Annotated in this window: 25 protein-coding genes; 20 read left to right on the top strand and 5 right to left on the bottom strand. The window is 62.0% G+C overall.

Translation table 11 applies throughout. From position 1 onward, the window contains the following. On the top strand, window positions 1-1,764 hold the full coding sequence (locus L9O85_RS06190; protein ID WP_050624589.1) for an Rqc2 family fibronectin-binding protein: 1,764 nt from the start codon (window positions 1-3) through the stop codon (window positions 1,762-1,764). A 274-nt stretch (window positions 1,765-2,038) separates the two neighbouring features. Then, window positions 2,039-2,503: a GNAT family N-acetyltransferase gene (locus L9O85_RS06185; protein WP_050624588.1), complete on the top strand. Its 465-nt coding sequence runs from the start codon at window positions 2,039-2,041 to the stop codon at window positions 2,501-2,503. Between the two features lie 153 nt (window positions 2,504-2,656). Here L9O85_RS06185 and L9O85_RS06180 read toward each other — a convergent pair whose 3' ends face one another. The 4 genes from L9O85_RS06180 to L9O85_RS06165 all read right to left on the bottom strand — a co-directional run bounded on the left by L9O85_RS06180 (window position 2,657) and on the right by L9O85_RS06165 (window position 7,300). Then, window positions 2,657-3,661, bottom strand: a complete 1,005-nt coding sequence (locus tag L9O85_RS06180; RefSeq protein ID WP_276853221.1) for an NAD(P)H-dependent glycerol-3-phosphate dehydrogenase — start codon at window positions 3,659-3,661, stop codon at window positions 2,657-2,659. A gap of 97 nt (window positions 3,662-3,758) precedes the next feature. Next, window positions 3,759-4,439, bottom strand: coding sequence for a glycerol-3-phosphate acyltransferase (locus L9O85_RS06175; protein ID WP_187120372.1), 681 nt, complete (start codon window positions 4,437-4,439; stop codon window positions 3,759-3,761). 12 nt (window positions 4,440-4,451) lie between these two features. Beyond that, a complete protein-coding gene (gene der / locus L9O85_RS06170) occupies window positions 4,452-5,777 on the bottom strand; it encodes a ribosome biogenesis GTPase Der (RefSeq protein ID WP_301579923.1) in 1,326 nt (441 codons plus the stop codon). 146 nt (window positions 5,778-5,923) lie between these two features. After that, window positions 5,924-7,300 carry a DUF512 domain-containing protein gene (locus L9O85_RS06165; RefSeq protein WP_301579922.1) on the bottom strand — a complete coding sequence of 459 codons (1,377 nt, stop codon included), beginning with the start codon at window positions 7,298-7,300 and terminating at the stop codon, window positions 5,924-5,926. A gap of 426 nt (window positions 7,301-7,726) precedes the next feature. Here L9O85_RS06165 and L9O85_RS06160 point away from each other — a divergent pair, with 426 nt between their 5' ends. The 3 genes from L9O85_RS06160 to L9O85_RS06150 are packed head-to-tail and all read left to right on the top strand — an operon-like array spanning window position 7,727 to window position 10,723. Beyond that, on the top strand, window positions 7,727-9,331 hold the full coding sequence (locus tag L9O85_RS06160; protein WP_301579920.1) for a glucosyltransferase domain-containing protein: 1,605 nt from the start codon (window positions 7,727-7,729) through the stop codon (window positions 9,329-9,331). Between the two features lie 8 nt (window positions 9,332-9,339). Next, complete coding sequence (locus L9O85_RS06155) at window positions 9,340-10,308, top strand: glycosyltransferase family 2 protein (RefSeq protein WP_108981388.1); 969 nt, start codon at window positions 9,340-9,342, stop codon at window positions 10,306-10,308. Continuing rightward, window positions 10,289-10,723 carry a GtrA family protein gene (locus tag L9O85_RS06150; RefSeq protein WP_050624582.1) on the top strand — a complete coding sequence of 145 codons (435 nt, stop codon included), beginning with the start codon at window positions 10,289-10,291 and terminating at the stop codon, window positions 10,721-10,723. Before L9O85_RS06155 ends, L9O85_RS06150 begins: the two co-directional genes overlap by 20 nt. An 824-nt stretch (window positions 10,724-11,547) precedes the next feature. Here L9O85_RS06150 and L9O85_RS06145 read toward each other — a convergent pair. Further along, a complete protein-coding gene (locus L9O85_RS06145; RefSeq protein ID WP_050624581.1) occupies window positions 11,548-11,994 on the bottom strand; it encodes a YhcH/YjgK/YiaL family protein in 447 nt (148 codons plus the stop codon). Between the two features lie 296 nt (window positions 11,995-12,290). Here L9O85_RS06145 and L9O85_RS06140 point away from each other — a divergent pair, with 296 nt between their 5' ends. From L9O85_RS06140 to L9O85_RS06070, 15 genes are all read left to right on the top strand, one after another. Then, the gene (locus L9O85_RS06140) at window positions 12,291-13,061 is read left to right on the top strand and encodes an IclR family transcriptional regulator (RefSeq protein ID WP_050624580.1); all 771 of its coding nucleotides are present in this window, start codon (window positions 12,291-12,293) and stop codon (window positions 13,059-13,061) included. Between the two features lie 116 nt (window positions 13,062-13,177). Beyond that, the gene (locus L9O85_RS06135; protein WP_301579915.1) at window positions 13,178-14,221 is read left to right on the top strand and encodes a tripartite tricarboxylate transporter substrate binding protein; all 1,044 of its coding nucleotides are present in this window, start codon (window positions 13,178-13,180) and stop codon (window positions 14,219-14,221) included. A gap of 107 nt (window positions 14,222-14,328) precedes the next feature. Further along, window positions 14,329-14,796: a tripartite tricarboxylate transporter TctB family protein gene (locus L9O85_RS06130; RefSeq protein ID WP_050624578.1), complete on the top strand. Its 468-nt coding sequence runs from the start codon at window positions 14,329-14,331 to the stop codon at window positions 14,794-14,796. Window positions 14,797-14,815: 19 nt separating this feature from the next. After that, complete coding sequence (locus tag L9O85_RS06125; protein WP_050624577.1) at window positions 14,816-16,327, top strand: tripartite tricarboxylate transporter permease; 1,512 nt, start codon at window positions 14,816-14,818, stop codon at window positions 16,325-16,327. Between the two features lie 46 nt (window positions 16,328-16,373). After that, complete coding sequence (locus tag L9O85_RS06120) at window positions 16,374-17,300, top strand: dihydrodipicolinate synthase family protein (protein WP_077138759.1); 927 nt, start codon at window positions 16,374-16,376, stop codon at window positions 17,298-17,300. 91 nt (window positions 17,301-17,391) lie between these two features. Beyond that, a complete protein-coding gene (locus L9O85_RS06115) occupies window positions 17,392-18,390 on the top strand; it encodes a ribokinase (RefSeq protein ID WP_050624576.1) in 999 nt (332 codons plus the stop codon). Between the two features lie 63 nt (window positions 18,391-18,453). Continuing rightward, the gene (locus L9O85_RS06110; RefSeq protein ID WP_050624575.1) at window positions 18,454-19,068 is read left to right on the top strand and encodes an SIS domain-containing protein; all 615 of its coding nucleotides are present in this window, start codon (window positions 18,454-18,456) and stop codon (window positions 19,066-19,068) included. 51 nt (window positions 19,069-19,119) lie between these two features. Continuing rightward, the gene (locus tag L9O85_RS06105) at window positions 19,120-19,527 is read left to right on the top strand and encodes an RbsD/FucU domain-containing protein (protein WP_050624574.1); all 408 of its coding nucleotides are present in this window, start codon (window positions 19,120-19,122) and stop codon (window positions 19,525-19,527) included. A 40-nt stretch (window positions 19,528-19,567) separates the two neighbouring features. After that, entirely contained in the window at window positions 19,568-19,873 is a 306-nt protein-coding gene (locus L9O85_RS06100) for a hypothetical protein (protein ID WP_301579913.1), read from the top strand. A 78-nt stretch (window positions 19,874-19,951) separates the two neighbouring features. Then, window positions 19,952-20,362: a peptide deformylase gene (locus L9O85_RS06095; RefSeq protein ID WP_050624572.1), complete on the top strand. Its 411-nt coding sequence runs from the start codon at window positions 19,952-19,954 to the stop codon at window positions 20,360-20,362. Between the two features lie 15 nt (window positions 20,363-20,377). Next, window positions 20,378-20,827 carry a flavodoxin family protein gene (locus L9O85_RS06090; RefSeq protein ID WP_050624571.1) on the top strand — a complete coding sequence of 150 codons (450 nt, stop codon included), beginning with the start codon at window positions 20,378-20,380 and terminating at the stop codon, window positions 20,825-20,827. Between the two features lie 16 nt (window positions 20,828-20,843). Beyond that, window positions 20,844-21,344 (top strand): DUF6933 domain-containing protein, encoded by a 501-nt coding sequence (locus tag L9O85_RS06085; RefSeq protein ID WP_256183358.1) that lies wholly within the window; start codon window positions 20,844-20,846, stop codon window positions 21,342-21,344. 159 nt (window positions 21,345-21,503) lie between these two features. After that, window positions 21,504-22,340, top strand: a complete 837-nt coding sequence (locus tag L9O85_RS06080; RefSeq protein ID WP_276758269.1) for a hypothetical protein — start codon at window positions 21,504-21,506, stop codon at window positions 22,338-22,340. Between the two features lie 96 nt (window positions 22,341-22,436). Continuing rightward, window positions 22,437-23,159 (top strand): alpha/beta hydrolase, encoded by a 723-nt coding sequence (locus L9O85_RS06075; protein ID WP_301579912.1) that lies wholly within the window; start codon window positions 22,437-22,439, stop codon window positions 23,157-23,159. Window positions 23,160-23,243: 84 nt separating this feature from the next. Then, the gene (locus tag L9O85_RS06070; protein WP_256183360.1) at window positions 23,244-24,947 is read left to right on the top strand and encodes an ABC-ATPase domain-containing protein; all 1,704 of its coding nucleotides are present in this window, start codon (window positions 23,244-23,246) and stop codon (window positions 24,945-24,947) included. The last annotated feature ends 75 nt before the right edge of the window (window positions 24,948-25,022 follow it).

The raw sequence follows: 25,022 nt of genomic DNA, 5'->3' as shown, positions 1-25,022 counted from the left end.
ATGCCTTTGGACGCGCTGTGCCTGAGCGGAGTGGTCCATGAACTGCAGAACGCCCTCTCCGGGGCAAAAATCGACAAGATCTATCAGCCAGGCCGGGACGAGGTGGTCCTGGCCCTGCGGGCCCCCGCAGGCAATGTGAAGCTGCTCCTCTCCGCCAACCCCAGCCACCCCCGGGCCCATCTCACCCAGATCTCCCGGGAGAACCCGGACAAGCCCCCCATGTTCTGCATGCTGCTGCGCAAGCACCTGTCCGGCGCCCGGCTGCTGGAGCTGGTCCAGCCACCCATGGAGCGGGTGGTGGACCTGCGGCTGGAGGCCCTGGACGAGCTGGGGGACCGGGTGGAGCGCCGCCTGGTGCTGGAGGCCATGGGCCGCCACTCCAACCTGATCCTGCTGGACGGGGAGGGCCGGATCATGGACTGCCTGCGGCGGGTGGACAGCGACATGTCCGCCCGGCGGCAGGTGCTGCCCGGCCTGTTCTACCGTCTCCCCCCCGCCCAGGAGAAGCTGGACCCCTCCTCCCTGGACCGCGCCGCCCTGGAGTCCGCCCTGGCCGCCGCACCGGAGGAGAGCCAGGCGGACAAGTGGCTGCTGGACACCTTCGGCGGCCTCTCCCCCCTCATCTGCCGTGAGCTGGCTTTCCGGGCGGGGGGAGCCACCGACGCGCGGCTGCATCAGATGGGGGAAGGGGGCCGGTCTCGGCTGCTGGATGAGCTGGAAGGGCTCCTGCGTTCTGTGCAGGAAAACAGCTTTACACCTGTCATGCTGGAAAAGGAGGGGCATCCCTCCGACTTCACCTTTCAGCCCATCAGCCAGTACGGCCCCGCCGTCTCCTGCGTCCCCTTCCCCTCCTTCTCCGCCCTTCTGGACCGCTTTTACGAGCAGCGGGAGAACCAGGAGCGGGTGCGCCAGCGGGGCCAGGACCTGATCCGCTCCGTGACCAACGCCCGGGACCGCGCCGCCCGCAAGATCGGCCTTCAGGAGCAGGAGCTGGCCGCCACCCGGGACCGGGAGCGGCTGCGCCAGTTCGGGGACATCATCACCTCCAATCTCCATGCCATGGAGAAGGGGATGTCCCGGCTGACGGCAGCCGACTTCTATGACCCGGAGTGCCCTCAGATCCACATCCCCCTGGACCCCCTCCTCACCCCTCAGCAGAACGCCGCCAAGTACTATAAGGAGTACAACAAGGCAAAAACAGCGGAAAGCATTTTAACTTTACAGCTAGAGAAAGGCCGGCGGGACCTGGACTACCTGAACAGCGTGCTGGAGGCCATCGCTCTGGCGGAGGGAGAGCGGGACCTCCAGGAGATCCGCCAGGAGCTCACCGACACCGGATATCTCCGCCGCCCCTCCAAAGCCAGAGACCGGGGCAAGCGGGTGGCCTCGAAGCCCATGGAGTTCCGCTCCTCCTCCGGCCTGCGTATCTCCGTGGGCAAAAACAACACCCAGAACGACCTGCTCACTACCAAGCAGGCTTTCAAGAGCGACCTGTGGTTCCACACCCAGAAGATCCACGGCTCCCACGTCATCCTGTGGACCGAGGGGGGGCAGCCCGACCTGACCAGCATTCAGGAGGCTGCCCAGCTGGCCGCCTGGTTCTCCCAGGGACGGGCGAGCGGCAAAGTGGCGGTAGACTATACCCCGGTAAAATATGTGAAAAAGCCGGGGGGCGCCCGGCCCGGCATGGTGGTCTACACCACCTATGAGACCGCCTATGTCGCCCCGGATGGGGAGCTGGCCCGGCGGCTGCGGGTAAAATAGAGATCCCTTTAATCAGGGGGAGCGTCCCGCCGGGCGTTCCCCCTCCCCCATCTGTGGGCCGGGGCATCCAGAGAGGGCTTCCACCCTGGAACACAAATTGTGATCGGGTGTGAAAAGGAGGATGCGCCCAGGGACAGTTCTGAGACAAAATAATTTCAAATCAGCCATGCGCGGGACGACCGGCTGCGGTCCATACCAGACCGTTTATGCTTTTCCCCTTGAAAAATAGAGACAAGCAGATCGTCCCCTTTCTGAGAAAGCAGGAGAAAACAAAATGAATTCCCACAGCGATCACACATTGCATTTTGAAGCGGTAAACAGCAGGAACCGAGCGGAGGTCGAACATCTGGAGGTCTTTGCGGAACAGTCCGGCTTCATCGAAAGCGTGACACAGTGCCTTCAGGAGGCCGACAAATTGGAGTTGTGGAGGCCCGTCGGCATTTATGACCGCGGTATGCTGATCGGTTTTGCCATGTACGGTTATTTTCCGGAACCTGCCCCGGGGCAGGTTTGGCTGGACCGGCTGCTGATCGATAAAAAGTATCAGGGCAAAGGGTACGGAAAGCGGGTCGTGCTTGCCCTGCTTGACAGGCTCCGAACAGAATATTCCTGTGATACCATATATCTCAGTGTATATGAGACCAACTCCCACGCGATCCATCTCTATCAGCAGATCGGTTTTCACTTCAATGGAGAGTACGATACCAACGGGGAGCATGTCATGGTATATGCTTTTTAACCTATTGTGCCGTCCGCGTTATAATACAGGGCCGTTCCCCTCAGTGTACAGAGCATCAAACAGCGATCGGCACCGGTTATCAGTCTATTGGCCGGAGAAATAGCGGGCCGGGCAGCCAACAAATGGCTGCCCGGCCCGCTTATCCTTCTTCTCTCAGGTCCAGGAGGACTCTTCGGTCTCGGACCGCTTGGCCCGGGACATCAGTTCTGTGACCACGGCGTGGACATCCCGCCCCTCGTAGAGCACCTCGTAGGCGGCCTGGGCGATGGGCATCTCGATGCCCGCCTTCTGGGCCAGGGTGCGGGCGGTGACAGCGGCGTAGTAGCCCTCCACCACGGCGCCGATCTCCTTCACCGCCTCTTTGGGCTCCACCCCTTTGCCGATGAGGATGCCGCACCGGCGGTTCCGGGAGTGCATGGAACAGCAGGTGACGATCAGGTCCCCCACGCCGGCCAGCCCGGCAAAGGTCTCCTGTTTTCCCCCCAGGGCCACCCCCAGCCGGGCCATCTCCGCCAGCCCCCGGGTCATGAGCAGTGCCTTGGTGTTGTCCCCGCAGCCCATGCCGTCGCAGCAGCCGGCGCACAGGGCGATGATGTTCTTCAGGGCGGCGCACAGCTCGGTGCCCACCTTGTCGGTGCTGGTGTAGACCCGGAAGCGGGGGTTCATAAACAGGTCCTGCACCTGCCGGGCCAGCTCCAGGTCCTCGCTGGCCGCCACCACGCCGGTTGGGACATGGCGGCCCACCTCCTCGGCGTGGGAGGGGCCGGAGAGCACCACCACGGGGCAGTGTCCCTGGAGCTCCTCCTCAATGACCTGGCTGAGGCGGAGGGAGGTGTCCTTCTCGATGCCCTTGGACACGGAGATCACGATGGTCCCCGGGTCGGCCAGCTGCTTCAGCTTGGCGGCAGTGGCGCGGACCGCAAAGGACGGGGTGGCCATCACCACGGCGCCGCAGCCCTTCACCGCCCCCATATCGGTGGTCAGGCCCATTGTCTCGGGCAGCGGCACCCCCTTCAGCATGGGGTTCTCCCGGGTCTCCCGCAGCACCCGGGACTCCTCCTCGGTGTAGGACCACAGGGTCACCTCATGTCCGTTTTCCAGCAGCAGCAGCGCCAGGGCCGTCCCCCAGCCTCCGCTGCCAAGGACTGTGATTTTCATGGTAATACCTCCCAAGATATGTTGTAGGGGCGGCCTGTGGCCGCCCGTTGTTCAATTTTCTTGGCTGTTCGGGCGGCCGCAGGCCGCCCCTACGGGGTCATTGCTTCTTGTGCAGAGAAAACTTGTTCTCTGTCCCGGTCAGCAGACGGTGGATGTTGCCCCGGTGCATGTAGACCACCAGGCCGCCCAAGAGCAGGCCCAGCAGGGTGATGATCCAGTCCTGATAGACGAACCAGGTGGCCACCGGAAAGCTGGCTCCGGCCCACACCGATCCCAGGGAGACGTATCGGGTGAGAATGGCAAGGATCAGGAATCCCCCCCACACCACCAGGGCAATGCGCCAGTCGATCATGATGGCGATGGTGCCGCCGGACAGGATGCCCTTTCCCCCCTTGAAGTGGAACATGCAGGGGAACATGTGGCCCAGCAGGCAGAACAGGCCCGCCCAGTACTTGGCAAAGACCAGAACAATGGCCTCTTGGCTCCAGAAGCCGCCGTCCCAATATCGGGCCATCAGGATGCCCGCCCACACTGCGGCCACCGCCTTGAGGACATCGCACAAAATAACCACCAGGGTCAGCGGCCCGCCGAAGGTGCGGTAGAAGTTGGTCAGCCCGGCGTTGCCGCTGCCGTGGGTGCGCACATCGTCCCGCAGGATGTACTTGGAGACGATGACCGCCCCGTTGGAGCAGCCCAACAGGTAGGCCGCTGCCGCCACCAGAAGCAAGGGCAGACCCATGTCATAAAAGATCCAGGGGGAGATGTCCCCCCAAGTCATGCCCAGCATTGCTCACTCCTCCTTCTCGCTCTTCTGCCGGATGGTCAGCCGCACCGGCGTGCCCTCCAGGCCGAAGGTGGCGCGGATCTGGTTCTCCAGATACCGCTGATAGGAGAAGTGGAACAGCCGGGCGTCGTTGCAGAAGCACACAAAATGAGGGGGGCGGATGCCCACCTGGGTCATGTAGTAGATCTTCAGGCGGCGGCCCTTGTCCGTGGGGGGCTGCACCCGGGCGGTGGCATCGGCCAGCACCGAGTTGAGCATCCCGGTGGAGATGCGGGTGGCTGCCTGGTCATTCACATAGTTGATCAGCTCGAAGAGCCGGTCCACCCGCTGGCCGGTGAGAGCGGAGATGAACACGATGGGGGCGTAGGTCATATAGCTCAGGTCCCGCATCACGTCCTGGCGCATCTTGTCCATGGTCTTGCCGTCCTTCTCGATGGCATCCCACTTGTTGACCACGATGATGCAGGCCTTGCCCGCCTCGTGGGCCAGACCGGCCACCTTGGTGTCCTGCTCGGTGACCCCCTCCCGGGCGTCGATCATGATGAGGCACACGTCGCTGCGCTCGATGGCCATGGTGGCCCGCAGGACGGAGAACTTCTCGATGCGGTCATCCACCCTGGACTTCTTCCGCATCCCTGCCGTGTCGATGAACAGGTATTTGCCCCGCCCGTTCTCGAAGGGACTGTCCACCGCGTCCCGGGTGGTGCCCGCCACATCGCTGACGATGACCCGCTCCTGCCCCAGGATGCGGTTGACCAGGGAGGACTTGCCCACATTGGGCTTGCCGATGATGGCCACCTTGATGACATCGTCCTCCTCGTCCTCCTCCTCCTCGGGGGGGAAGTACTGGAAGCAGGCGTCCAGCAGGTCGCCGGTGCCGTGGCCGTGGACGGCGGAGACGGCGATGGGGTCGCCCAGGCCCAGGTTATAGAACTCGTAGATGTCCGGGTTCTCCCGGCCCACCTGGTCCGCCTTGTTCACCGCCAGCACCACCGGCTTCCGGGCCCGGAGGAGCATGTTGGCCACCTCCTGGTCGGCTGCGGTCATGCCGGTCTTGACGTCACAGACAAAGACCACCACCGTAGCGGTCTGAATCGCGATCTCGGCCTGCTCCCGCATGAAGGAGAGGATCTGGTCGTCCGTCCCCGGCTCGATCCCGCCGGTGTCCACGATGTCGAACACCCGGTTCCTCCACTCGCACTGGGCGTACAGCCGGTCCCGGGTGACGCCGGGGGTGTCCTCCACGATGGAGAGGCGCTGGCCGCACAGCTTATTGAACAGCATGGACTTGCCCACATTGGGCCGCCCCACGATGGCGACTAAGGGCTTCATACATATCACCTCTTGATGAGTTAGGAATTAGGAATGAGGAATTAGGAGTTAGAGGATAGGAGATAGGGGCGGCCTGCGCCGGGGAGTCCGCGCGCCCCAGGCGCGCCATAATTCCTACCTCCTAATTCCTCATTCCTAATTCCCTCTCAGGGGTTGTATTGATAATATTCCGTCTCCTCCCGGGGGAGCTCCTGTCGGGGGAGGCCGGACGAGATGCCGCACATGGCGTCCAGCAGCTCATAGCCGTCCTGCTCCACGGGGATCACGGGGACACCCAGTGCCCGCTCCACATCGTCCAGGGATACGTCATCCAAAAAGACCCGCTCCCCGTGGCGGAGCATATTGGCGGGGATGAGCAGACGCTCCCCCAGCTTCTTCCCCCGCAGCTGGGCGATCAGGTCGCCCCCCGTGACCAGTCCGGCCACCACGATGGTCTCCCCGAAGAAGTCGTTGCGGATGGGGTACACCGTCCCCTCTATTTTACCACATTTTTTCCGCGCCAGCTCTACCAATTCCGTTAAAAACGGGGCGGCGGACACGCCTGTGGCAATGGAGAAGGGGACGGTCCTCTCCATCTCCTCCGCCTCCATCAGGTCCAGGCCCCGGCGGAATTCCTGGCGCAGCAGGCGGAGCATCCCCACCCCGTTGTCCAGCTGGGTGAACTCCTCGTAGTAGTCCTCCTCCGGCAGGGGCCGCCCGGCCAGCAGGTAGAACTCGTCAGAGCACCAGACCAGGGCTGTGCCGTGGGCGTCGCGGTGGGCTGCCGCAAAGGCCTCCACCTGGTCCACCACCGCCCCCGCTTCCTCCCGGGTATAGGGCCGCAGGGGATAGAGGCCCTCCCGGTACTTGGTCACCCCCACCGGCACCACCGACACGCTGTGGACGGCAGGGAACATCTCCGCCAGGTCCCTCAGGGTCCGGTCCAGGGCGGGTCCGTCATTGATCCCGGGGCAGGAGACGATCTGACAGTTCATGGTGATCTGGTGCCGGGCGAAGCGGCGCATGATCTCGATGCTCTCCCCGGCCCGGCGGTTTTTCAGCATCTCCACCCGCAGCGACCGGTCGGTGGTGTGGACGGACACGTTGATGGGGGAGATGCGCAGGTCGATGATGCGCTGCACCTCCCGCTGGGAGAGGTTGGTCAGGGTCAGGTAGTTGCCCATCAGAAAGGACAGCCGGGCGTCGTCATCCTTGAAATAGAGGCTCTCCCGCATCCCCGGCGGCATCTGGTCCACAAAGCAGAAGATGCAGTTGTTGGCACAGGAGCGGGCCCGGTCCATGAGATAGGTCTCGAACTCCAGTCCCAGGTCCTCCCCCTCCTCCTTGCGGACCCGCAGGGTGCGGCTGGCTCCATCCGGGGCCTGGAGGGTAAGCGTCAGACGGGCGTCATAGGAATAGAACTTGTAGTCCAGCACATCCAGGATCTGCTTCCCGTTGATCTCCGCCAGGGTCTCTCCCGCCTGGACGCCGGCTTTGGCCGCCGGGCTCCGGGGCTCCACCCGGCGGATCATGGTCTTGCTCACAGCGCTCCCTCCTCCTCTCAAAAAGGCGTTCTTTATATTATATCGTATCCCTGCCCCTCTTTTCAAGGAAAAATCCGTTTTTTCTCGGATCTCGCCGGACATTTTTTGAGGGCGCCGCCGGGTATCCGGCGCCATCGGCCACCGGACACCTTATCTTTTTCTTGATTGTACCATACCCGCCCCCGCCGGGCAACACGTTTCCACTCTATTCTGCTCTCTCGCCGGGTATCCGGGGCACAAAAAGGATGCCTCTCCCCCGCCCTTAGTTCCGCCACTCCGGCAGAACGCCCTCTCCCCGGCCTCCGGGGAAAAGCACCCTTTCCGCCCCGGAGTTTACAGGATGTGAAAATTATGATATGATGTTCTATGATTTTCCCTTTTCTTTCTCAAATCCGCGGCTCCGGCCGCCCTGGAGGCACCTGCGACATGCTGGACGACAAGCTCAAAGCCCTGTGGGCCCGGATCTCCCCCCAGCAGAAGGCGGCCTTTTTCGGCTGTTTTCTGTCGGGCTATCTGGTCCACCTCTACGTCTTTACCAACATCATCCCCAACTCCGACGGTCTCAGCCGCATCTTCGACCCCCAGCAGATGACCGTCTCCGGCCGGTGGTTTCTCCACTTCGCCTCCTATTTCAACGGCTTCACCCAGATGCCGGCGGTCATCGGCCTCTTCTCCGTGCTCTTCCTCGCCCTGGCCGCCGCCCTGGCCGTCTCTCTGCTGGGCATCCGCAGCCGTGCCCTCTCCGCCCTGTCCGGGGCGCTGATGGCCGCCTTTCCCGCCGTGGGCTACACCTTTCTCTATCTGTTCACCGCCTCCGCCTACTGCTTCGCCATTTTTTTGGCGGTCCTCTCCGTCTCCCTGGCCAGAAGGGGCCGGTGGCACTGGCTGGCAGGCTGTCTGCTCCTGGCCTGCTCCATGGGCACCTATCAGGCCTATGTGACGGTGGCCATCGGCCTGTCCCTGCTGGTCATTTTCCGGGAGACCCTGGACCCGTCCGCCTCCTTCTCCGCCACCCTGCGCCTGGGGGTGCGGCTGATGCTGTTCCTGGCTGCGGGGGCCGTCCTCTACTACGGCATCCTGCTGGTCTTTCTTCAGGTGAAGGACCTGGAGCTGCTGTCCTATCTGGGGATGGATGCCGCCAGCTCCGGCTATCCCTTCTCCCGCCTCCCCGGGCTGCTGCTGGACACCTACAAGCAGGTGGCGGCTTTCTTCTTCCTGCCCGGTTCCGCCAACACCTTCACCTCCGGCTGGATGGCCGTGCTGGATCTGGCCGCGCTGGCGCTGGGCGGGGGCTGCTTCCTGCTGTGCATGGGGCAGGAGGGGCTCTGGCGGGCGCGCTGGCGCCCCCTGGGCGGGCTGGCCATGCTGGCTCTGCTCCCCCTGGGCATCAACTTCGGCCAGATCCTCAGCCCCTGGTCCGCCCCCACCCCCCTGATGAAATACGCCTTTGTGCTGGTCTATCTGGCGGTGGTGCTGCTGGCTGACCGGGCCCTCCCCGCCGCCGGTGCCGGCGCCGCCGTGCTCCGCCGCCGTGCGGCCCCCTGCGCCGCCCTGTGGCTGGTCCTGCTGCTGCTGTTCTCCCTGAACACCAACAACCGGCTCTACACCGCCTCCGCCCAAGCCCACCGCGCCACCCTCAGCTACGCCACCCGGCTGGCCTCCCGCATCGAGAGCTGCCCCGGCTACACCCACGGGATGCCGGTCTATCTCATCGGCTCTTTCCCCACCGACCGGGTCCACAACAGCGTGGAGGGCTTTGCCCAGGTGGACCATTACAGCGTCCCCCTGGACACCGTGGCTCCCCTGAACAAGCACATCTACTACTACCTCCGGGACTGGCTGAACCTCCCCATCGAGGAGCCCGCTGAGGCCGACCTTATGGCCATGGCGGAGCGGCCGGAATTCGCCGCCATGCCCCGCTACCCCGACGACGGCAGCGTCCAGATCATCGACGGCTGCCTGGTCGTGAAGGTGCAGGAGGAATACACCCCAAAATCCGACTTTGAGATCGCCTATGAGAACAGGAGATGAACTGTCCCATGCCCAATTCTGCTCCCACTGACTCCGGACTGCTCTCCGTGGTCCTCCCCGCCTTCAACGAGGAGGAGATGGCTCCCCGGGCAGCTGATGTCATCTCCGCCCTGCTGGAGCAGGCCCAGATCCCCCATGAGCTGATCTTTGTGGACGACGGCTCCCGGGACAGGACCTGGGCGCGCATCCAGGAGAAGAGCCGCGCCCTGCCCCAGGTCCGGGGGGTGCGCTTCTCCCGCAACTTCGGCAAGGAGGCTGCCATTTTTGCCGGCCTGGCCCAGGCCCGTGGGGCTTGCTGTGTGGTGCTGGACTGCGACCTCCAGCACCCGCCGGAAAAGATCGTGGACATGTACCGCCTGTGGCAGCAGGGCTACCAGGTCGTGGAAGGCGTCAAGGTGAGCCGCGGAAAGGAGAGCCCCCTGCACACCCTGGCGGTCCGGTGTTTCTACCGGGCCATGAGCGGGAGCACCGGGCTGGACATGTCCCGGGCCTCCGACTTCAAGCTGCTGGACCGGCGGGCGGTGGATGTGCTGCTGGCCATGCGGGAGAAAAACGCCTTCTTCCGGGCCCTGTCCTCCTGGATCGGATTTTCCACCGCTCAGGTGGAGTTCCAGGTGCGGGAGCGGGAGGCGGGCCGCTCCAAGTGGTCCCTGCGCAGCCTGTTCCGGTATGCCCTCACCAATCTGGCCGCCTTCTCCACCGCCCCCCTCCAGCTGGTCACCTTTCTGGGGGTGCTGGTGCTGATCGCCTCGGTGGTGCTCAGCGTCCACTCCCTGTGGCAGAAGTTCACCGGGCAGGCCCTGGAGGGCTTCACCACCGTCATCATCCTGATCCTGTTCATCGGCAGCATCCTCATGATCTGTCTGGGCATTATCGGCTACTATATCGCCAAGATCTATGAGGAGGTGAAAGACAGGCCCCGGTATATCCTGTCCGACACCTGCGGGGAGGCGCGCCATGCTGAAAAAGATCTTTGATCCCACCCTTTTCCGCTTCCTCCTGGTCGGGGTGGTGAACACCCTGGTGGGATATGGTGTCATGTTCGGCCTTTACAACCTGGCCGGCCTCCACCTCTGGGGAGACCCGGGCTACTGGATCTCCTCCGCCGCCAACTATCTGGTGGGCAGCGTGGTCAGCTTCTTTCTCAACAAGCACTTCACCTTCCGCAGCCGGGAGAAGGGCCCCGGCGTGGTGCTCCGCTTCGCGGCCAATATCACAGTATGCTGGCTGCTGGCCTACGGCCTGGCCAAGCCCGCCATGGGAGCCCTGCTGAGCGGCACTGCCCTCAGCCCCCAGCTTCAGGGCAACCTGACCATGCTGGCGGGCTCCGGGCTGTTCGTCCTGCTCAACTACTTCGGACAGCGCTTTTTCGCCTTCCGCTCCAGGACATGACCCCCGGCATCTGGAACAGGCCGATCACATGTGGCGCGAGGTAGAAAACAGAGGGCACCGCCCGGCCTCCATCCGTACTCAGGCGCAGGGATATTGGATGTCCCTGCGCTTTTTGTATTGTTAGGCGCGCCTTTGTCCGGCCGGTCAGGCAAACGGAGGGGAATGAGCATCCTGCCCGCAGATAGCTCCTCCCCAGCGCTCCATCAAAAGCACCAGCTCAGCCGGTGCTTTTCTTTCATTATATATGATAAGGGGAGGATGTGAGCGCTCACATCCTCCCCTTATCTCACTTTTCAATTTTGCGCGTTTGTACAATCACTTATTGTTGTCCTTATTCTTTTTGTTCGTAACGCTACTCAGGATAGCGCCCACGACGCACAGCCCGATCACTACGATCAGGAAAATCTTTTCAGGTCCCATTGGTCATCCTCCTCCCCTGTAAAGATTCTTAACACTTTTTTGTCGGCCATTTTTATTTCTTAACGGTTTCTTGATAAGAATCATAGCAGATTTTTATAAAAAAAGCAACCCTTTTTTACGGACATTTATATATTTTTTTGTGTCCCTCCGCTTCACTTCTCCAAATTATAAAACATTTTCTTTGATTTCACCTAACTTTTATTGATTTTCCCCGAATTTTTATCCCTTTTTGACTGTTTTATTTTTTGTTATTTTCATTAGTTTTTCTCAAGATATCTTGTCATTTTCTTAACACCTGCGCCGCATTCTTTCTCCCAATACGCAGAACGGCCGCCCGGTCCTCTCAGGACCGGGCGGCCGTTCTCTCCCTCCGGCAGAGGCTGTCACTGCCAGTCTGTCTGTTGTCACAGCTTGACCTTCACCACGCACTTGCGTACAGGCTCAGGTCCGTCCACCGCGATGTTGGGGGCATGGGCATCCCCCGGGAAGAGGACCACAAACTTGTCCCCGCCCAGGGTGATCTCGTCCAGCGGGCCGTGGTAGAACCAGATATCCCGCTCCGGGTGGGCCTCTACCTCTTCCTTCATGTCCTCCAGGGCACCGACCCCCATCTTCTCCCGCCCGGAGATCAGAAACTGGATGTCCACATACTTCTTGTGGGCCTCGGGAGTGTCGTTGGCCGGCTTGGACTCGTAGCTCTGCAACAAATAGAACAGATCTTCTCCGTCCACCTCCACCCGGGCGTCCTCCAGCTTGGAGAAATCGGTATCCCTTAGGAGCTCCAGTCCCTTATAGATACCGGGATGGACACCCTGATACGCCTCCATATGCTTCAAACTGTCGTAGATCATAACTTGTCTTCTCCTTTCGTTGTGGTCCCAGCCCAGCGGGCCCTCAGAGGACTTTGTACCCTTATTATAATCTCCCTCCCTCCCCCTCCGCAAGCGGCAAAAAATCTTCCCTGTCAAAAAAAGCTTCCAGGTGGTTCTCGATCAGAAAACGCCAGTCGCAAAACCCTCCTTTTTCTCCCTTTTTTGCTGGCGTTCCGCCGAAAAAAAATTGCCCTCTTGCCTTTTTTTGAGCAGATTTATATAATAGTATTGCAATAAGGAAGTGTGTTCTCTATTAGAGAACGGAGGTAGGCGTCATGGATGAATGTTCAGAACCAAAAGTGAAGTCGCTGGCAAAGTCCCTGAAGATCCTCTCCTGCTTCACCATCCAGGAGCCGGTCCTGGGGGTAACGGAGCTGGCGGAGCGGATCGGGGTGACCAAGTCCAACATCCACAACATTCTGTCCACCTTCACCTCCATGGGGTATCTGGACCGGCTGCCCGACGGGCGCTACACCCTGGGTCTGAAGATCCTGGAGTACGCCTTCATCATCAACCAGAACCTGGGCTACCCCAACGCGGTGTATGATATCCTGGTGGACACGGCCGGCAAGACCAATGAGATCGTCTACTTCGGCCTGCCTTACGGGACCAACGTCCTCTACCTCTATGTGGCTCACCCGGCCAACCGGATGGGCGTCCTCCCCTACCGGGACATCCTGGGGGAGACCTCCCCCTTCTACTGCACTGGGATCGGCAAAGCCATTCTGGCCCACATGCCCGAGGAGGAGTGGCTCGCCCATATCCCCGCGGAGCGCACCCGCTTTCAGCCCAACACCATCACCGACCTGGACGCCATCGTGGAGGAGCTCCGCCGCACCCGCCGGAGGGGCTACGCCATCGACAACAGCGAGCGGGACCCCAACGTGCGGTGTGTGGGTGTTCCTGTGTACAACTCTGCCGGCAAGCTGGTGGCCGGGGTGAGCACCTCCGGCCCGGCCATTACCATGACGGACGAGAAGCTGATGGAGTGCGCCGGCATCCTGCAAAATGCGGCCCTGCGCATGCGGGAGCGCATCTACCGCTGAGCCCTCCCCATCGTTCTGTTTTTTATGTGTGCCTCCCCTCTTCGCCGGAGGATGCCGGCACATATAGAAATAAAAAGGAAACCAAACGCGACAAATAAAATAAGGAGGATTCCACAATGAAAAATTGGAAAAAACTTCTTGCAGCTGGCTTGAGCACCGCCCTCATCCTGGGGACTCTGGCCTCCTGCGGCGGAGGCAACACTTCCAGCCCGGCTGCCAGCAGCGGCGCCGCCGCTTCCGGCAGCGGTTCTGACGCCAGCAGCACTACCACCACCAACTTCCCTGACGGCAAAAGCCTGAGCATGATCATCCACGCCTCTCCTGGAGGTCTGTCTGACACCAACGCCCGCTTTATCGCTCAGATGGTGTCTGATGAGCTGGGCGTTCCCTTCCCCGCCACCAACATGACCGGCGGCTCCGGTGTGGTGGCCATGACCTACGTAAAGGAATCTACCCCCGACGGCTACACCGTGGGCTACCTGCCCTGTGAGTTGGCCATGGTCAAGGCTCAGGGTCTGACCGAGATCATCGAGCCCTCCGCTTTCGACATGATCTATGCCTGCAACATTCAGCCCGCTGCCATCACTGTCAGCGCCGACTCCGAGTGGGACAGCATCGAGGACCTGGTCGCCTGGTGCAAAGAGCACCCCGGCGAGCTCCAGGTCGGCACCTCCGGCACCGGTTCTGTGTGGCATATCGCTGCTGATGCCTTCGCCAAGGCCGCCGGCATCGAGATCAACCTGGTGCCCTTTGACGGCGCCGCTACCGCCGTCACCAACCTGATGGGCGGCCATGTGCAGATGGTTCCCGTCTCTGAGTCCGAGGTGGCCTCCGGTGTCGCCTCCGGCAAGCTGAAGATCCTGGCTGTCTGTTCCAGCGACCGCAGCGAGTTCAACCCCGACGTCCCCACTCTCCAGGAGCTGGGGTATGATGTGGATGTCACCGCCTGGGGCGGCTTTGGCGTAGCCAAGGGCACTCCCGACGATGTGAAGGAAGTCCTGTATGCCGCCTTCGAGAAGGCCGTCAACTCCGAGGAGTTCAAGGAGCTGGCCTCTCAGGGGCAGTACTCCCCCCTGATCATGGACCATGAAGAGTTCGCTGAGTTTGCGCAGTCCCAGTACGAGTTCTACACCGAGTACTTCACCGACACTGCGCAGTAAACGCTGCTCCAATCTCAGTCGCACGAATCTTGTGATAGGGGCATCGGGCCGGCCTGCTGCGGCCGGCCCGATCGCTTTTTGATTCAAAGGAAAGGGTGAAAACAAACGTGGAGCCGAAAAAAGTAAATTCTATTTTCAACTCCGACACGGTCCTGGGCCTGATAGGGTTCCTGATCGGCCTGTGGTGGCTGGTCATGGCCATGCAGCTACCCAGCTCTACAGCGGTGGACGGGACGCCCGGTCCCTCAGCTTTCCCCGTTGGGATCTCTGTCCTGGTCATGGCAGTCTCCGTGATCATCATCGCCATCGGCGCAAAAAACAAAATCACATATTTTGATCTCAAATCCATCACCAAGGAGAACGGTATCGCTATTCTGATCTCTCTGGTCTTGTTCGTGGCCTTCCTGGTGGTATGGAATCTCTTCCACTACATTGCGGCCAGCCTGATCCTCTCTCTTGGCCTAGGGCTGCTGTATAAGATGAAGCCGGTCCCCGCTGTGATCCTGGCGGTGGCATATTCTGTGTCCACCTATCTGGTATTCAGCAAGGTCCTCAACGTCATGCTGGATTTCTGAGACGGGAGGAGGAAACAATATGGATTTTTCACTGATCAGCAATACTTTTATCACCATCTTTACCACGGATGTCTTTTTCTATTGCATCCTGGGCGTAGTGGCCGGTATGGTCATCGGTACTCTGCCCGGCCTGTCCGCCACCATGGGCATTGCCATTCTGACTCCCCTCACCTTCTGGCTGGAACCCGCGCAGGGCATGGCTGTGCTGCTGGGCATCTATAACTCCGCCATTTGGGCCGGCGGCATCTCCGCCATCCTTATCAACACGCCCGGCACCCCCGCCTCCATCGCTCAGACCTTCGACGGCTACTACATGGTCACTCAGGGCAAGGTGAAGAAAGCCCTGAATATGAACACCATTTACTCGGTCATCGGCGGCCTGATCGGCACTGTGGTCCTGATCGTCTTTTCCTTCCCCGTGGCGGAGTTTGCCCTGAAGTTCGGCCCCCCCGAGATGTTCGCCATGGCTCTGTTCGGACTGTCCATGATGATCGGTGTCTCCGGCGGCAGTGTGTTCAAGGGCCTGCTGGCTGGCGCTCTGGGCCTGTTGGTCTCCACCATTGGCATGGACCCTATGACCGGTGCCCTGCGCTTCACCTTTGGCAACATCAACATGCTCAGCGGCATTGAGTTCGTCGTAGTCATGGTGGGCATGTTCGGCGTGGGCGAGGTGCTCTACCAGATCAGTAAGAGCTCCCCCGCCGACAAGGAGGCCCGGAAGAACGCCCAGATCGTGAGCAACACCGCAGAGGCCTTCCCCACTGCCAAGGAGACCAAGGCCAGCGTGATCCCCACTCTGGTATGCGGTGCCATCTCCGCCGTCATCGGTGCGGTGCCCGGCACTGGCGGTGATATCGCCGCCATCATCTGCTGGCAGCAGACCAAGAACTTCTCCAAGCATCCGGAGGAGTTCGGCAAGGGTGCAGTCAACGGCTTGGCCGTCACCTCCTGCGCCAACAACGCCGTCATCGGCGGAGCCATGACCACTATGATGACCTTGGGCATCCCCGGCGATGGCGTCACCGCTGTGCTCATCGGCTCCCTGATGATGTATGGAATGCAGCCAGGCCCCATGATGTTCGTGGAGAAACCTGAATTTGTTTACAACGTGATGGGCCTGATGGTGGTGGGCTACATCATGATCCTGATCCTGGGCCTTCTGTCCACCAAGTTCGCCTCCCTGATCCTGAAAGTCCCCCAGGAGGTCATCTGGGTCATCGTCGTGGGCTTCTGCATCCTGGGCTCTTACGCGGTGAACAACTCCATGTTCGACGTGTATGTCATGTTCGCAGCCGGCTTTGTGGGCTTCCTGTGCAAGCGCTGTGAGGTGCCGCTGGGTCCCTTCGTGCTGGCCCTGCTGCTGGGCAACCTGTGCGAGAGCAACTTCCGCCGCGCCCTGTCCATGTCTCTGGGTGATTACAGCATATTCCTGACCCGCCCCATCACGGTGGTCCTGCTGATCCTGACCGTTCTCTCCCTGGTGCTGCCCGCCATCGGCCAGCTCCGCAAGAAGAGCAAAGCGGCCAAGTGATCTCCACCCCCCTGAACAACATTTGGAAAAGAAAGGTCGTTGTATTATGGCATTTTCCATTCAGCCCGGCGTATGGCCGGTCATGATCACCCCTTTTACCGAGGACAACAAACCGGACTTCAAGGCCATCGAGGGCCTGTGCAACTGGTACATTAAGAAGGGCTGCACCGGCATTTTTGCGGTCTGCCAGTCCAGCGAGATGGCCTTCCTCACCGAGCAGGAGAAGCTGGATATCGCCAAGGCGGTGGTGGACGCGGTGGACGGCCGCATCCAGGTGGTGGCCTCCGGACATACCGCTGACTCCAAATCGGACCAGTATAAGCAGATCGAGGACATGATGAAGATCCCCGGCATCGGCGCCTATGTGCTGGTCTCCAACCGCTTGGATCAGAACAACGAGGGCGAGGAGGTCTTCTTCCAGAACGCTCAGGAGATTTTTGACCGGTTCCCAGAGGTAGACTTCGGCATCTACGAGTGCCCCATGCCCTGGAAGCGCCTGGTCTCTCTAGACTTTCTCCGCAAAGTGGCCCCGGAGGGCCGCATGGTATTTCTGAAGGACACCTGCTGTGATTATGAGTTGATCCGGGAGCGGCTGAAGGCCGTGGAGGGCACTCCCCTGAAGATCTTCAATGCCAACGCCCAGTCCTGGTATGATAGCTACTGCCATGGCTCCGCCGGCTACAACGGCGTTATGGCCAACTTCCACCCGGATCTCTATAAGTGGGCCTATGACCACAAGGACTCTGATCCTGAGAAAGCCCAGCTGGTAGCCCACTTCCTGACCACCGCCGCCATGATCGAGATGCGGGCCTACCCTGTTTCCGCCAAATACCATCAAAACCTGGTGGACGTCCCCATGTCGCTGGTGACCCGCAGCGCCGACGCAGCCAAACTGGACAAGAATGCCCGAGGCGAGGTGGAGAGCCTCATCGCCATGGAGAATTACGTCCGAAAGCAGCTGGGCATCCTGTAAAAATGTGTATCCGCTCTTGATTTCTCTGCAAAAATGATTAGAATAAAAGAGTGGAACTGTACAAAAAAAGTGTCCAAGAAGGAGCTCTGACATGCTGAAAAAGCCAAATATTCTGGTGGTGGGCAGCTTTATGATGGATCTGATCGCCTCCACCAAGCGCGCCCCCAATTCCGGCGAGACCGTCATCGGCCTGAAGTTCCAGACCGCGCCGGGGGGGAAGGGCGCCAATCAGGCGGTCCAGTGTGCCCGCCTGGGCGCCCACGTGACCATGGTGGGCCAGGTGGGGGACGATGCGTTCGGTAAGATCATGACGGATACCGCTGCCGCTGCCGGTGTGGACGTGTCCCATGTGTCAGTGGACCCCCAGGAGTCCTCCGGCGTAGGCCACATCACCCTGGAGGTGACGGAACACGGCGCCCAGAACCGCATCACTGTCTGTCCCGGCGCCAACTTCACCATCACGGTGGACGACGTGGCCTGGCTCCGGGAGGAGATCGGCCGCTTTGACCTGGTGATGATGCAGTTCGAGCTGCCTATGGAGGTCATCGAGGCGGTGGCCCAGTGGGCCCACGACGCCGGGGTCCCCGTGATGATCAACCCCGCCCCAGCCGCCCCCATGTCCGACCGGCTGCTCGCCTGCGCCACCTACCTCTCCCCCAACGAGCACGAGGCCGCCATCCTGGCCGGCCACTCCATCGACGTCTCCAACGGCATCAACATGGAGGACGTGGCCGTGGTCTCCCAGGCCTTCCAGGCCCGGGGGGTGGAGAACCTCATCATCACCATGGGGGAAAACGGCTCCATCGCGGCGGGGAAAAACGGCATCCATCACACCCACTGCGTGAAGATGGAGCATGTGGCCGACCCCACGGCCGCCGGCGACTCCTTTGTGGCCGCCTTCTGCACCGGCCTCACCGCCGGTCTGCCCCAGGGCGAGGCCCTGGCTTTTGCCAGCCACACCGCCGCCATCACTGTGTCCCGTATGGGCGCCATGCCCAGCCTGCCCACGGTGGAGGAGGTCCAGCAGCTCCTTGTGGAGCGGGACTACCAGGGCTTTGACCCGGCGGAGCTGGACGCTTTGAAGCAGTGATCTGTCCTTGACTGTCCCCGTCCCCGCGGGGGCAGTCAAATCCTATCCATAAGGAGAGTCGTTATGCTGAAACCTGAGAGCAAACAGGCGGTATCCAATTTCTTTGCCGCCGCAGAGACCGAATTCAATGCCTTTTTGAAGGCACGCAGTCCCGAGGAGTACGAGGCCGCCGCCCAGCTGATCCTGGATTCCCAGGCCAAGGGCGGCCGTCTCCACGTCACCGGCATCGGCAAGTGCAGCCATGTGTCCACCTACGCCGCCTCCCTGTTCTCCTCCACCGGCAACCCCGCCTACTACCTCCACGGCACCGAGGCCGTCCACGGCTCCTGCGGGCAGCTGGCGGCCGGGGACGTGGTCATCGCCATCTCCAATTCCGGTGAGACCGCCGAGCTGAAGGCCACCGTGCTGGCTGTCCAGAACAACGGCTGCAAGGTCATCGGCGTCTCCGGCAACCCGAACAGCTGGCTTGCCAAGCACACCGACGCCTTCCTCTTCGCCGGCGTCAAGGCGGAGGGCGGCCCCCTGAACCGGGCCCCCCGCAACTCCGTGCTGGCGGAGCTGCTCACCCTTCAGGCCCTCTCTGTGGCGCTCCAGGTGGAGAAGGACTGGGACCCCGTCAAATACGTCCGCTGCCACCCCGGCGGAAAGCTGGGCGAGCTGCGGGAGAACGAAAAGTAAACATTCCGGGGCGGGCCCCGTCCCCTCCGGAGAAAAAGTGAGGTCATTCAAATGCTGAAAGGAAAGCTCATCCACCCCGACATCATGGCCGCCCTGGCCCTGTGCGGCCACGGGGACAAGGTCCTCATCGCAGACGGCAACTACCCCCTGGACTCCAAGACCGGCCAGGCAGAGACCGTGTACCTGGGGCTGACCCCCGGCTTGCCTACTGTTACCGACGTTCTGGCCGCCATCCAGAGCACGGTGAATATCGAGAAGGCGGAGGTCATGGACCCCGCCGACGGCACCACTCCGGAGATCTTCGGGGAGTTCCAGACCATGCTGGACGGCATGGAGCTGAACAAGCTGGGACGCTATGAGTTCTATGACGCCTGCTGTCAGCCCGGCGTCCGGCTGGCCATCTCCACCGGGGAACAGCGTATCTTTTCCAACCTGCTGATCACCATCGGCGTGGCCTGATCCGGCCTGTCTCACTCGTTTTTAGGGAGCCTTTCTCCGCATGGATGCGGAGAAAGGCTCCTTTGTTCCCGTGGCATTTTTCTCATTTCTGTGCTATAATGCCTGTGACAGCCTGAAAGAGGAGGCGCGTATCACAGCCATTGAGAACGGCGAGAGGATCACGCGGGGACTGGAGGATGGCCCCCGCCGCGTTCTCAGCTGGCTGGAGCTGGACCCATGGCCCGACGAGATCAGATCTCTGCCCCTCTTCCAAAACGAGGCCGCCGGCTTCTCCGGGGAGGATCAGCACTCCTTCGAGCTCAAGCGCCCAGCCGGGTCCGGCCCGGAGAGGGGAAACGGACTTTGAGGGGACAGTCACCGACCTCCAGACAGGCGCTGCGCGCTGTGCCGGGGTGAGCCTGCCGCAAAAGGAGAGATCGAAATTATGATCCGTGACATCTGCAAAGACGAGACCTTTCTGGCCCAGAAGGCCGAGCCGGCTACGCCGGAGGACCTGCCCGCGGCAGCGGACCTGCTGGAGACGCTGACCCACCACAGCGCGGGCTGCGTGGGCATGGCGGCCAATATGATCGGCGTGAACAAGCGCATCATCGCCTTTGACAACGAGGGCAGCTATCTGGTCATGCTCAACCCGGAGATTGTCAAAAGGTCCGGCCCCTATGAGGCGGAGGAGGGCTGCCTGTCCCTCTCCGGCACCCGGAGGGCCCGGCGGTGGCGGTCCATCAAGGTCCGCTGGCAGAACGAGCGTTTCCAGGAGCGGTGTAAGACCTTCACCGGCTGGACCGCCCAGATCATCCAGCACGAACTGGACCACTGCGAGGGCATCCTCATTTAAAAGGAGCGTCATGTCATGAGAACCGCCGTCTGTTACTATTCCCGCCACCACGGCAACACCCGGAAGGTGCTGGAGGCCATGGCCCGGGAGGGGGAGATCGACCTGATCGACGCCACCGTCCGCCAGACCGTCCGGCTGGAGGACTACGACTGCGTCGGCTTCGCCTCCGGCGTCTACTTTGGGAAGTTCCACACCAGCGTCTTACACGCCGCCCGGCAGTATCTGCCCCATGGCAAGCCTGTGTTCTTCGTCTGCACCTACGGGGGCGGCATGGGACAGAGCACCCGGGAGCTGAAGGAGCTGGCCGGGGAGCGGGGCTGCGCCGTGCTGGGGACCTTCGGCTGCAAGGGCTACGACACCTTCGGCCCCTTCAAGCTGGTGGGCGGCCTGGCCAAGGGCCGGCCGGATGAGGGGGACCTGGACCGCGCCCGCGGCTTTTTCCGGGACATCCTGACCCGCCTGTGAGAGAGGAGGCGGCGTGATGGAACTGGGACTGACCTTTCCCCTCCAGCGGTTCCTGGGGATAAAAACGCCGGCCTGGGGCACAGAGCCGGACCGGCGCTTCTGCTGGGACCTGCATGTCATCCGCCTGCGGGGCCGCGGGTGCCTGCTGGCCGTCCACTGCCACAGCCGCTACGCCTTTGTCCGCTGGGATGTGCCCCCTCTCCAGCGGGAGGACATCCCCGGCCTCTTCCGCGCAGGCCTGACCGACAGCCTCACCGCCGCCGGCCTCTCCCCGGCCCGGGTGGAGGGCTATCTGGAAAAGGCCGGGCCCGCCTGCCTCACCCGCACTCATGGCCGCCGGGAGGTGGCCTTCCTCAACCGGGCGTGGGAGGACGTGCTGGCGCTGGACCTGTGCCTGGACACGGAACGCCAGGCCCAGCCCCTGCTGGACCGCGCCGTCAACACCTGCTCCAGCCGGTGCGCAGGCTTTGAGGGACTGGGGACAGGGCTGGAGCGGATATCCGCATCGCTGTTATGAGCGGGACGCAGGGCATCCCCCCTAGTTTTCTCCTCTGCTTCGCGAGCTCTGCAAAGGCTGTTGTGAAGACGGCAGGCCACAGAGGTAACTGTTGAGCGCGCCGCCTTGCACTGCCCGCCATTTTTTCATGCAAAAAAGAAATGGAAAGAGAGAAAAGCTATGAAGGAAGTTCTGCAAAAAAAGACGCTGTTTGTCGTCATTCCGCTGCTCATCGCACTGCTGTCCGTGTTCGTCCTTTCCGGTCCCGCCTCGTCCCCGGATCTTCACGGCCCTACCCTGGCAGCCTTGGAGGAGAAGCAGACCACCGTGCTGGAATTGTCCGCCGCCTCCGCCGCCGCTTCTGCGGCGATCACGCTGATCCCCGGTGACGTCGCCACCCCGATCGCCGACAAGCTGGCCGATCTGAGCTCCCATTTTCTGCTGGTGCTGTGTGCCGTGTTCCTGGAAAAATATCTGCTGACCATCACCGGAACGGTGACCTTTTCCTTCCTGATCCCCGTGTCCTGCCTGCTGTATGTGCTGTATGTCCTCTTTGACTGGAAAAGCCTCCGTCTGCTGGCGGCAAGGCTGACCGCGTTTGGACTGCTGATCTTTTTGGTCATCCCAGCCAGCGTCTATGTCTCTGATCTGATCGAGGACTCCTACCAGGCATCCATCGAGGCCACCATTGAAACAGCCAGAGATGCCGCCGCGGAGCTGGAGAGCGAATCAGAGACGGCGGGCGAGGGAGAAAAAGGCTTCTTTTCCGGGCTGATCTCCACCGTGACAGACGGGGTCTCCGGGATCACGGACAAAGTGGGCGAGATGGTCAACCGCTTTATGGAGGCGCTGGCCGTGATGCTGGTGACCTGCTGCGCCATCCCGGTCCTGGTCCTGCTGTCCTTCCTCTGGTTTGCCAAGATCCTGCTGTCCGTGGAGCTGCCGGTCAGTTACAGCGGCATCCACCACGGGCTGAAGGACCGGCTTTTCCGAAAAAAACGGGGAGAGCCCCAGTAAAGGCCTCCCGCAGGTCGGGTGTGCGGAGATACTTCGCACGAGCCCCCGCCAGCAAGGAAACTGATCCGATCATAACAGATGGGAAGTGGCTCTCTTATGCAGATCACAGCTGTTTTTCACCGGAAGGGGCTGCGACTGGCCACGGGTGTCCTGCTGGCGATGCTTCTTCTGGCGGCCGGATTTTTCTGGTATGTATCCGACTACTACCGGGCAGAGGATGCGGCCCTGGATGTATTGGCCAGCGGCGAGAACATTGAGGTCCGGGGCAGCCTGACCATCCTCTCCCCGTCCTATCCCACGGACACTGCCATCATCTTTTACCCCGGGGCCAAGGTGGAGGGGGCTGCCTACCTGCCTCTGCTGGACCAGCTGCGGAGGACCGGCCTCACCTGTATTCTGGTGGAGATGCCCTTCCGCATGGCCATCTTTGATGTCAACGCCGCCGAAGACGTGATGGCCCAATTTCCGGAGATCCGGCACTGGTATCTGGCCGGACACTCCATGGGCGGAGCCATGGCCTCCCAATTCGCCGCCGGGCACCGGGACCAGGTGGACGGCCTCATCCTGCTGGGGGCCTATCTCTACGGCGAATACCCGTCCGCAGACACCCTCACCGTCTACGGCTCCCTGAATCAGAGCGTGGAGGACAAGATCGACTATACGGAACATGTGGTGGAGATCGACGGCGGCAACCATGCCCAGTTCGGCAGCTACGGCCTCCAGCGGGGCGACCCGCCGGCGGAGATCACATCCCAGGAACAGCAGGCCCGGACTGTGGAGGCCATCTCCGACTTCCTCGCCCAGCGGCAGGAGAGATAGGCGCTCCCTCCATCCTTTCCCACAGGCACTTCAGGCCCTGTGCCGCTCTCCGGGGCACAAAAGCAAATTGACAGGAGTATCGCTATGCAGACTTCAACAGATCTGAGAAACCTATTGGCCCGCATCGACCGGAAGGGCTATCCGGCCTATAAGGACACCCGGGGCGCCTATCAGTTCCCCGCCTACGTACTGTCCATCGACCACGTACAGGGGGACCCCTTTGCCGCTCCCTCCAAATTGAGCATCCATGTGAACGGAAAGCAGGCCGGATTCCCCAGGCAGCTCTATCAGACCCCCTGCCGGCGCATTGCCCTTCAGGATGCGCTCACCCGCCAGTTTGGCCGGCGGGCGGCCCAGGCCTCCTTTCAGGCTAAGGGCTCGGGACACAGCGGCCTCATCTCTATCAGCCGGTGCGGCCAGGAGGTGCTGGAGCGGACCGCCTGCGCCCTGGACCCGGAGCACGGTGATCTGCTGCTGCGGCTGGAGGTGGGCTTCCCCGCCAACGGCCGCACCATCAACGCCCGGGAGCTGGAGAAGATCCTCTTCGACCTGCTGCCCCGGTGCGTGGAGGAGTCCCTGCTCTACCGCAATCTGGACGGAAAGCGCCTCCAGGAAGCGGCTGACCTGGCGGAGGACCAGCAGGATATCCGCCGGCAGCTGCCCGCCCTGGGCCTGTGCGCCTTTGTGGCCGACGGCAGCATCCTGCCCCGGACCTCCGGCGTCTCCTCCCTGCCCATGAAGCAGGCCGTCCCCTTCCGCTCCCCCAGAGAGCTCTCGGTCACCCTGGAGCTGCCCCACCGGGGGACCATCACCGGCATGGGCATCCCCAAGGGGATCACTCTGATCGTGGGCGGCGGCTACCACGGGAAGTCCACCCTGCTCAAGGCCCTGGAGCTGGGGGTGTACGACCACATCGCCGGGGATGGGCGGGAGTATGTCATCACCGACCGCACAGCGGTCAAGATCCGTGCCGAGGACGGGAGGAGCATCCGGAACACCGACATCTCCATGTTTATCAACAACCTGCCCAATGGAAAGGACACTGTCCATTTCACCACCGAGGACGCCAGCGGCAGCACCTCCCAGGCCGCCGGCGTGGTGGAGGCCATGGAGGCGGGGACCTCCCTGCTCCTCATGGATGAGGACACCAGCGCCACCAACTTCATGATCCGGGATGAGCTGATGCAGCGGGTCATCCACCGGGACATGGAGCCTATCACCCCCTTCCTCGACCGCATCCGGGAGCTCTATGGTATCCACGGCATCTCCACTGTCATCGTGGCAGGCAGCTCCGGCGCCTTCTTCCACGCCGCCGACCGCATCATCCAGATGGACCGGTATGTCCCCCGGGACATCACCGCCTCCGCCAAGGAGGAGGCCCGGGCCTTCCCCGCCGGGAGCGCCGTCATGGAGCCTGCTCCCGCCCCCGGTCTCTGCCGCTGTCCCAGACCCTCCCCCCAGTTCCGGGGAGACCGGATCAAGCTCAAAGCCCTGGGCCGGGACGGCATATCCATCGATCGGGAGACCATCGATCTGCGGTATGTGGAGCAGCTGGCTGACGGCGAGCAGTCTGCTGCCCTGGGCTGGTGCATGGTCTACGCCCAGCGGCGCCTGATGGACGGCAGGCGCACCCTGCGCCAGATCGTGGACGAGCTGGACCGGCTGATGGAAGAACAGGGCCTGCCCGCCCTGTGCGGCTCCCCCTCCGGCGTCCCCTTTCTGGCCCGCCCCCGCCGTCAGGAGATCTTCGCCTGTTTTGACCGCTGTCGCTTCCTGGACCTGCTGTGACCGGCTGGTCCCCGCAGGCCCCACGCCCCCATCCAGATGGGGGGCATTGGCCCCACCACACAGAGGCGTCCCTCT

This window comes from Lawsonibacter asaccharolyticus, from assembly GCF_022453915.1.
Classification (GTDB): Bacteria; Bacillota; Clostridia; order Oscillospirales; family Oscillospiraceae; genus Lawsonibacter; species Lawsonibacter asaccharolyticus.
Note: the sequence above shows the minus strand (reverse complement) of the source record. Positions and strands in the feature narration are given on the sequence as shown.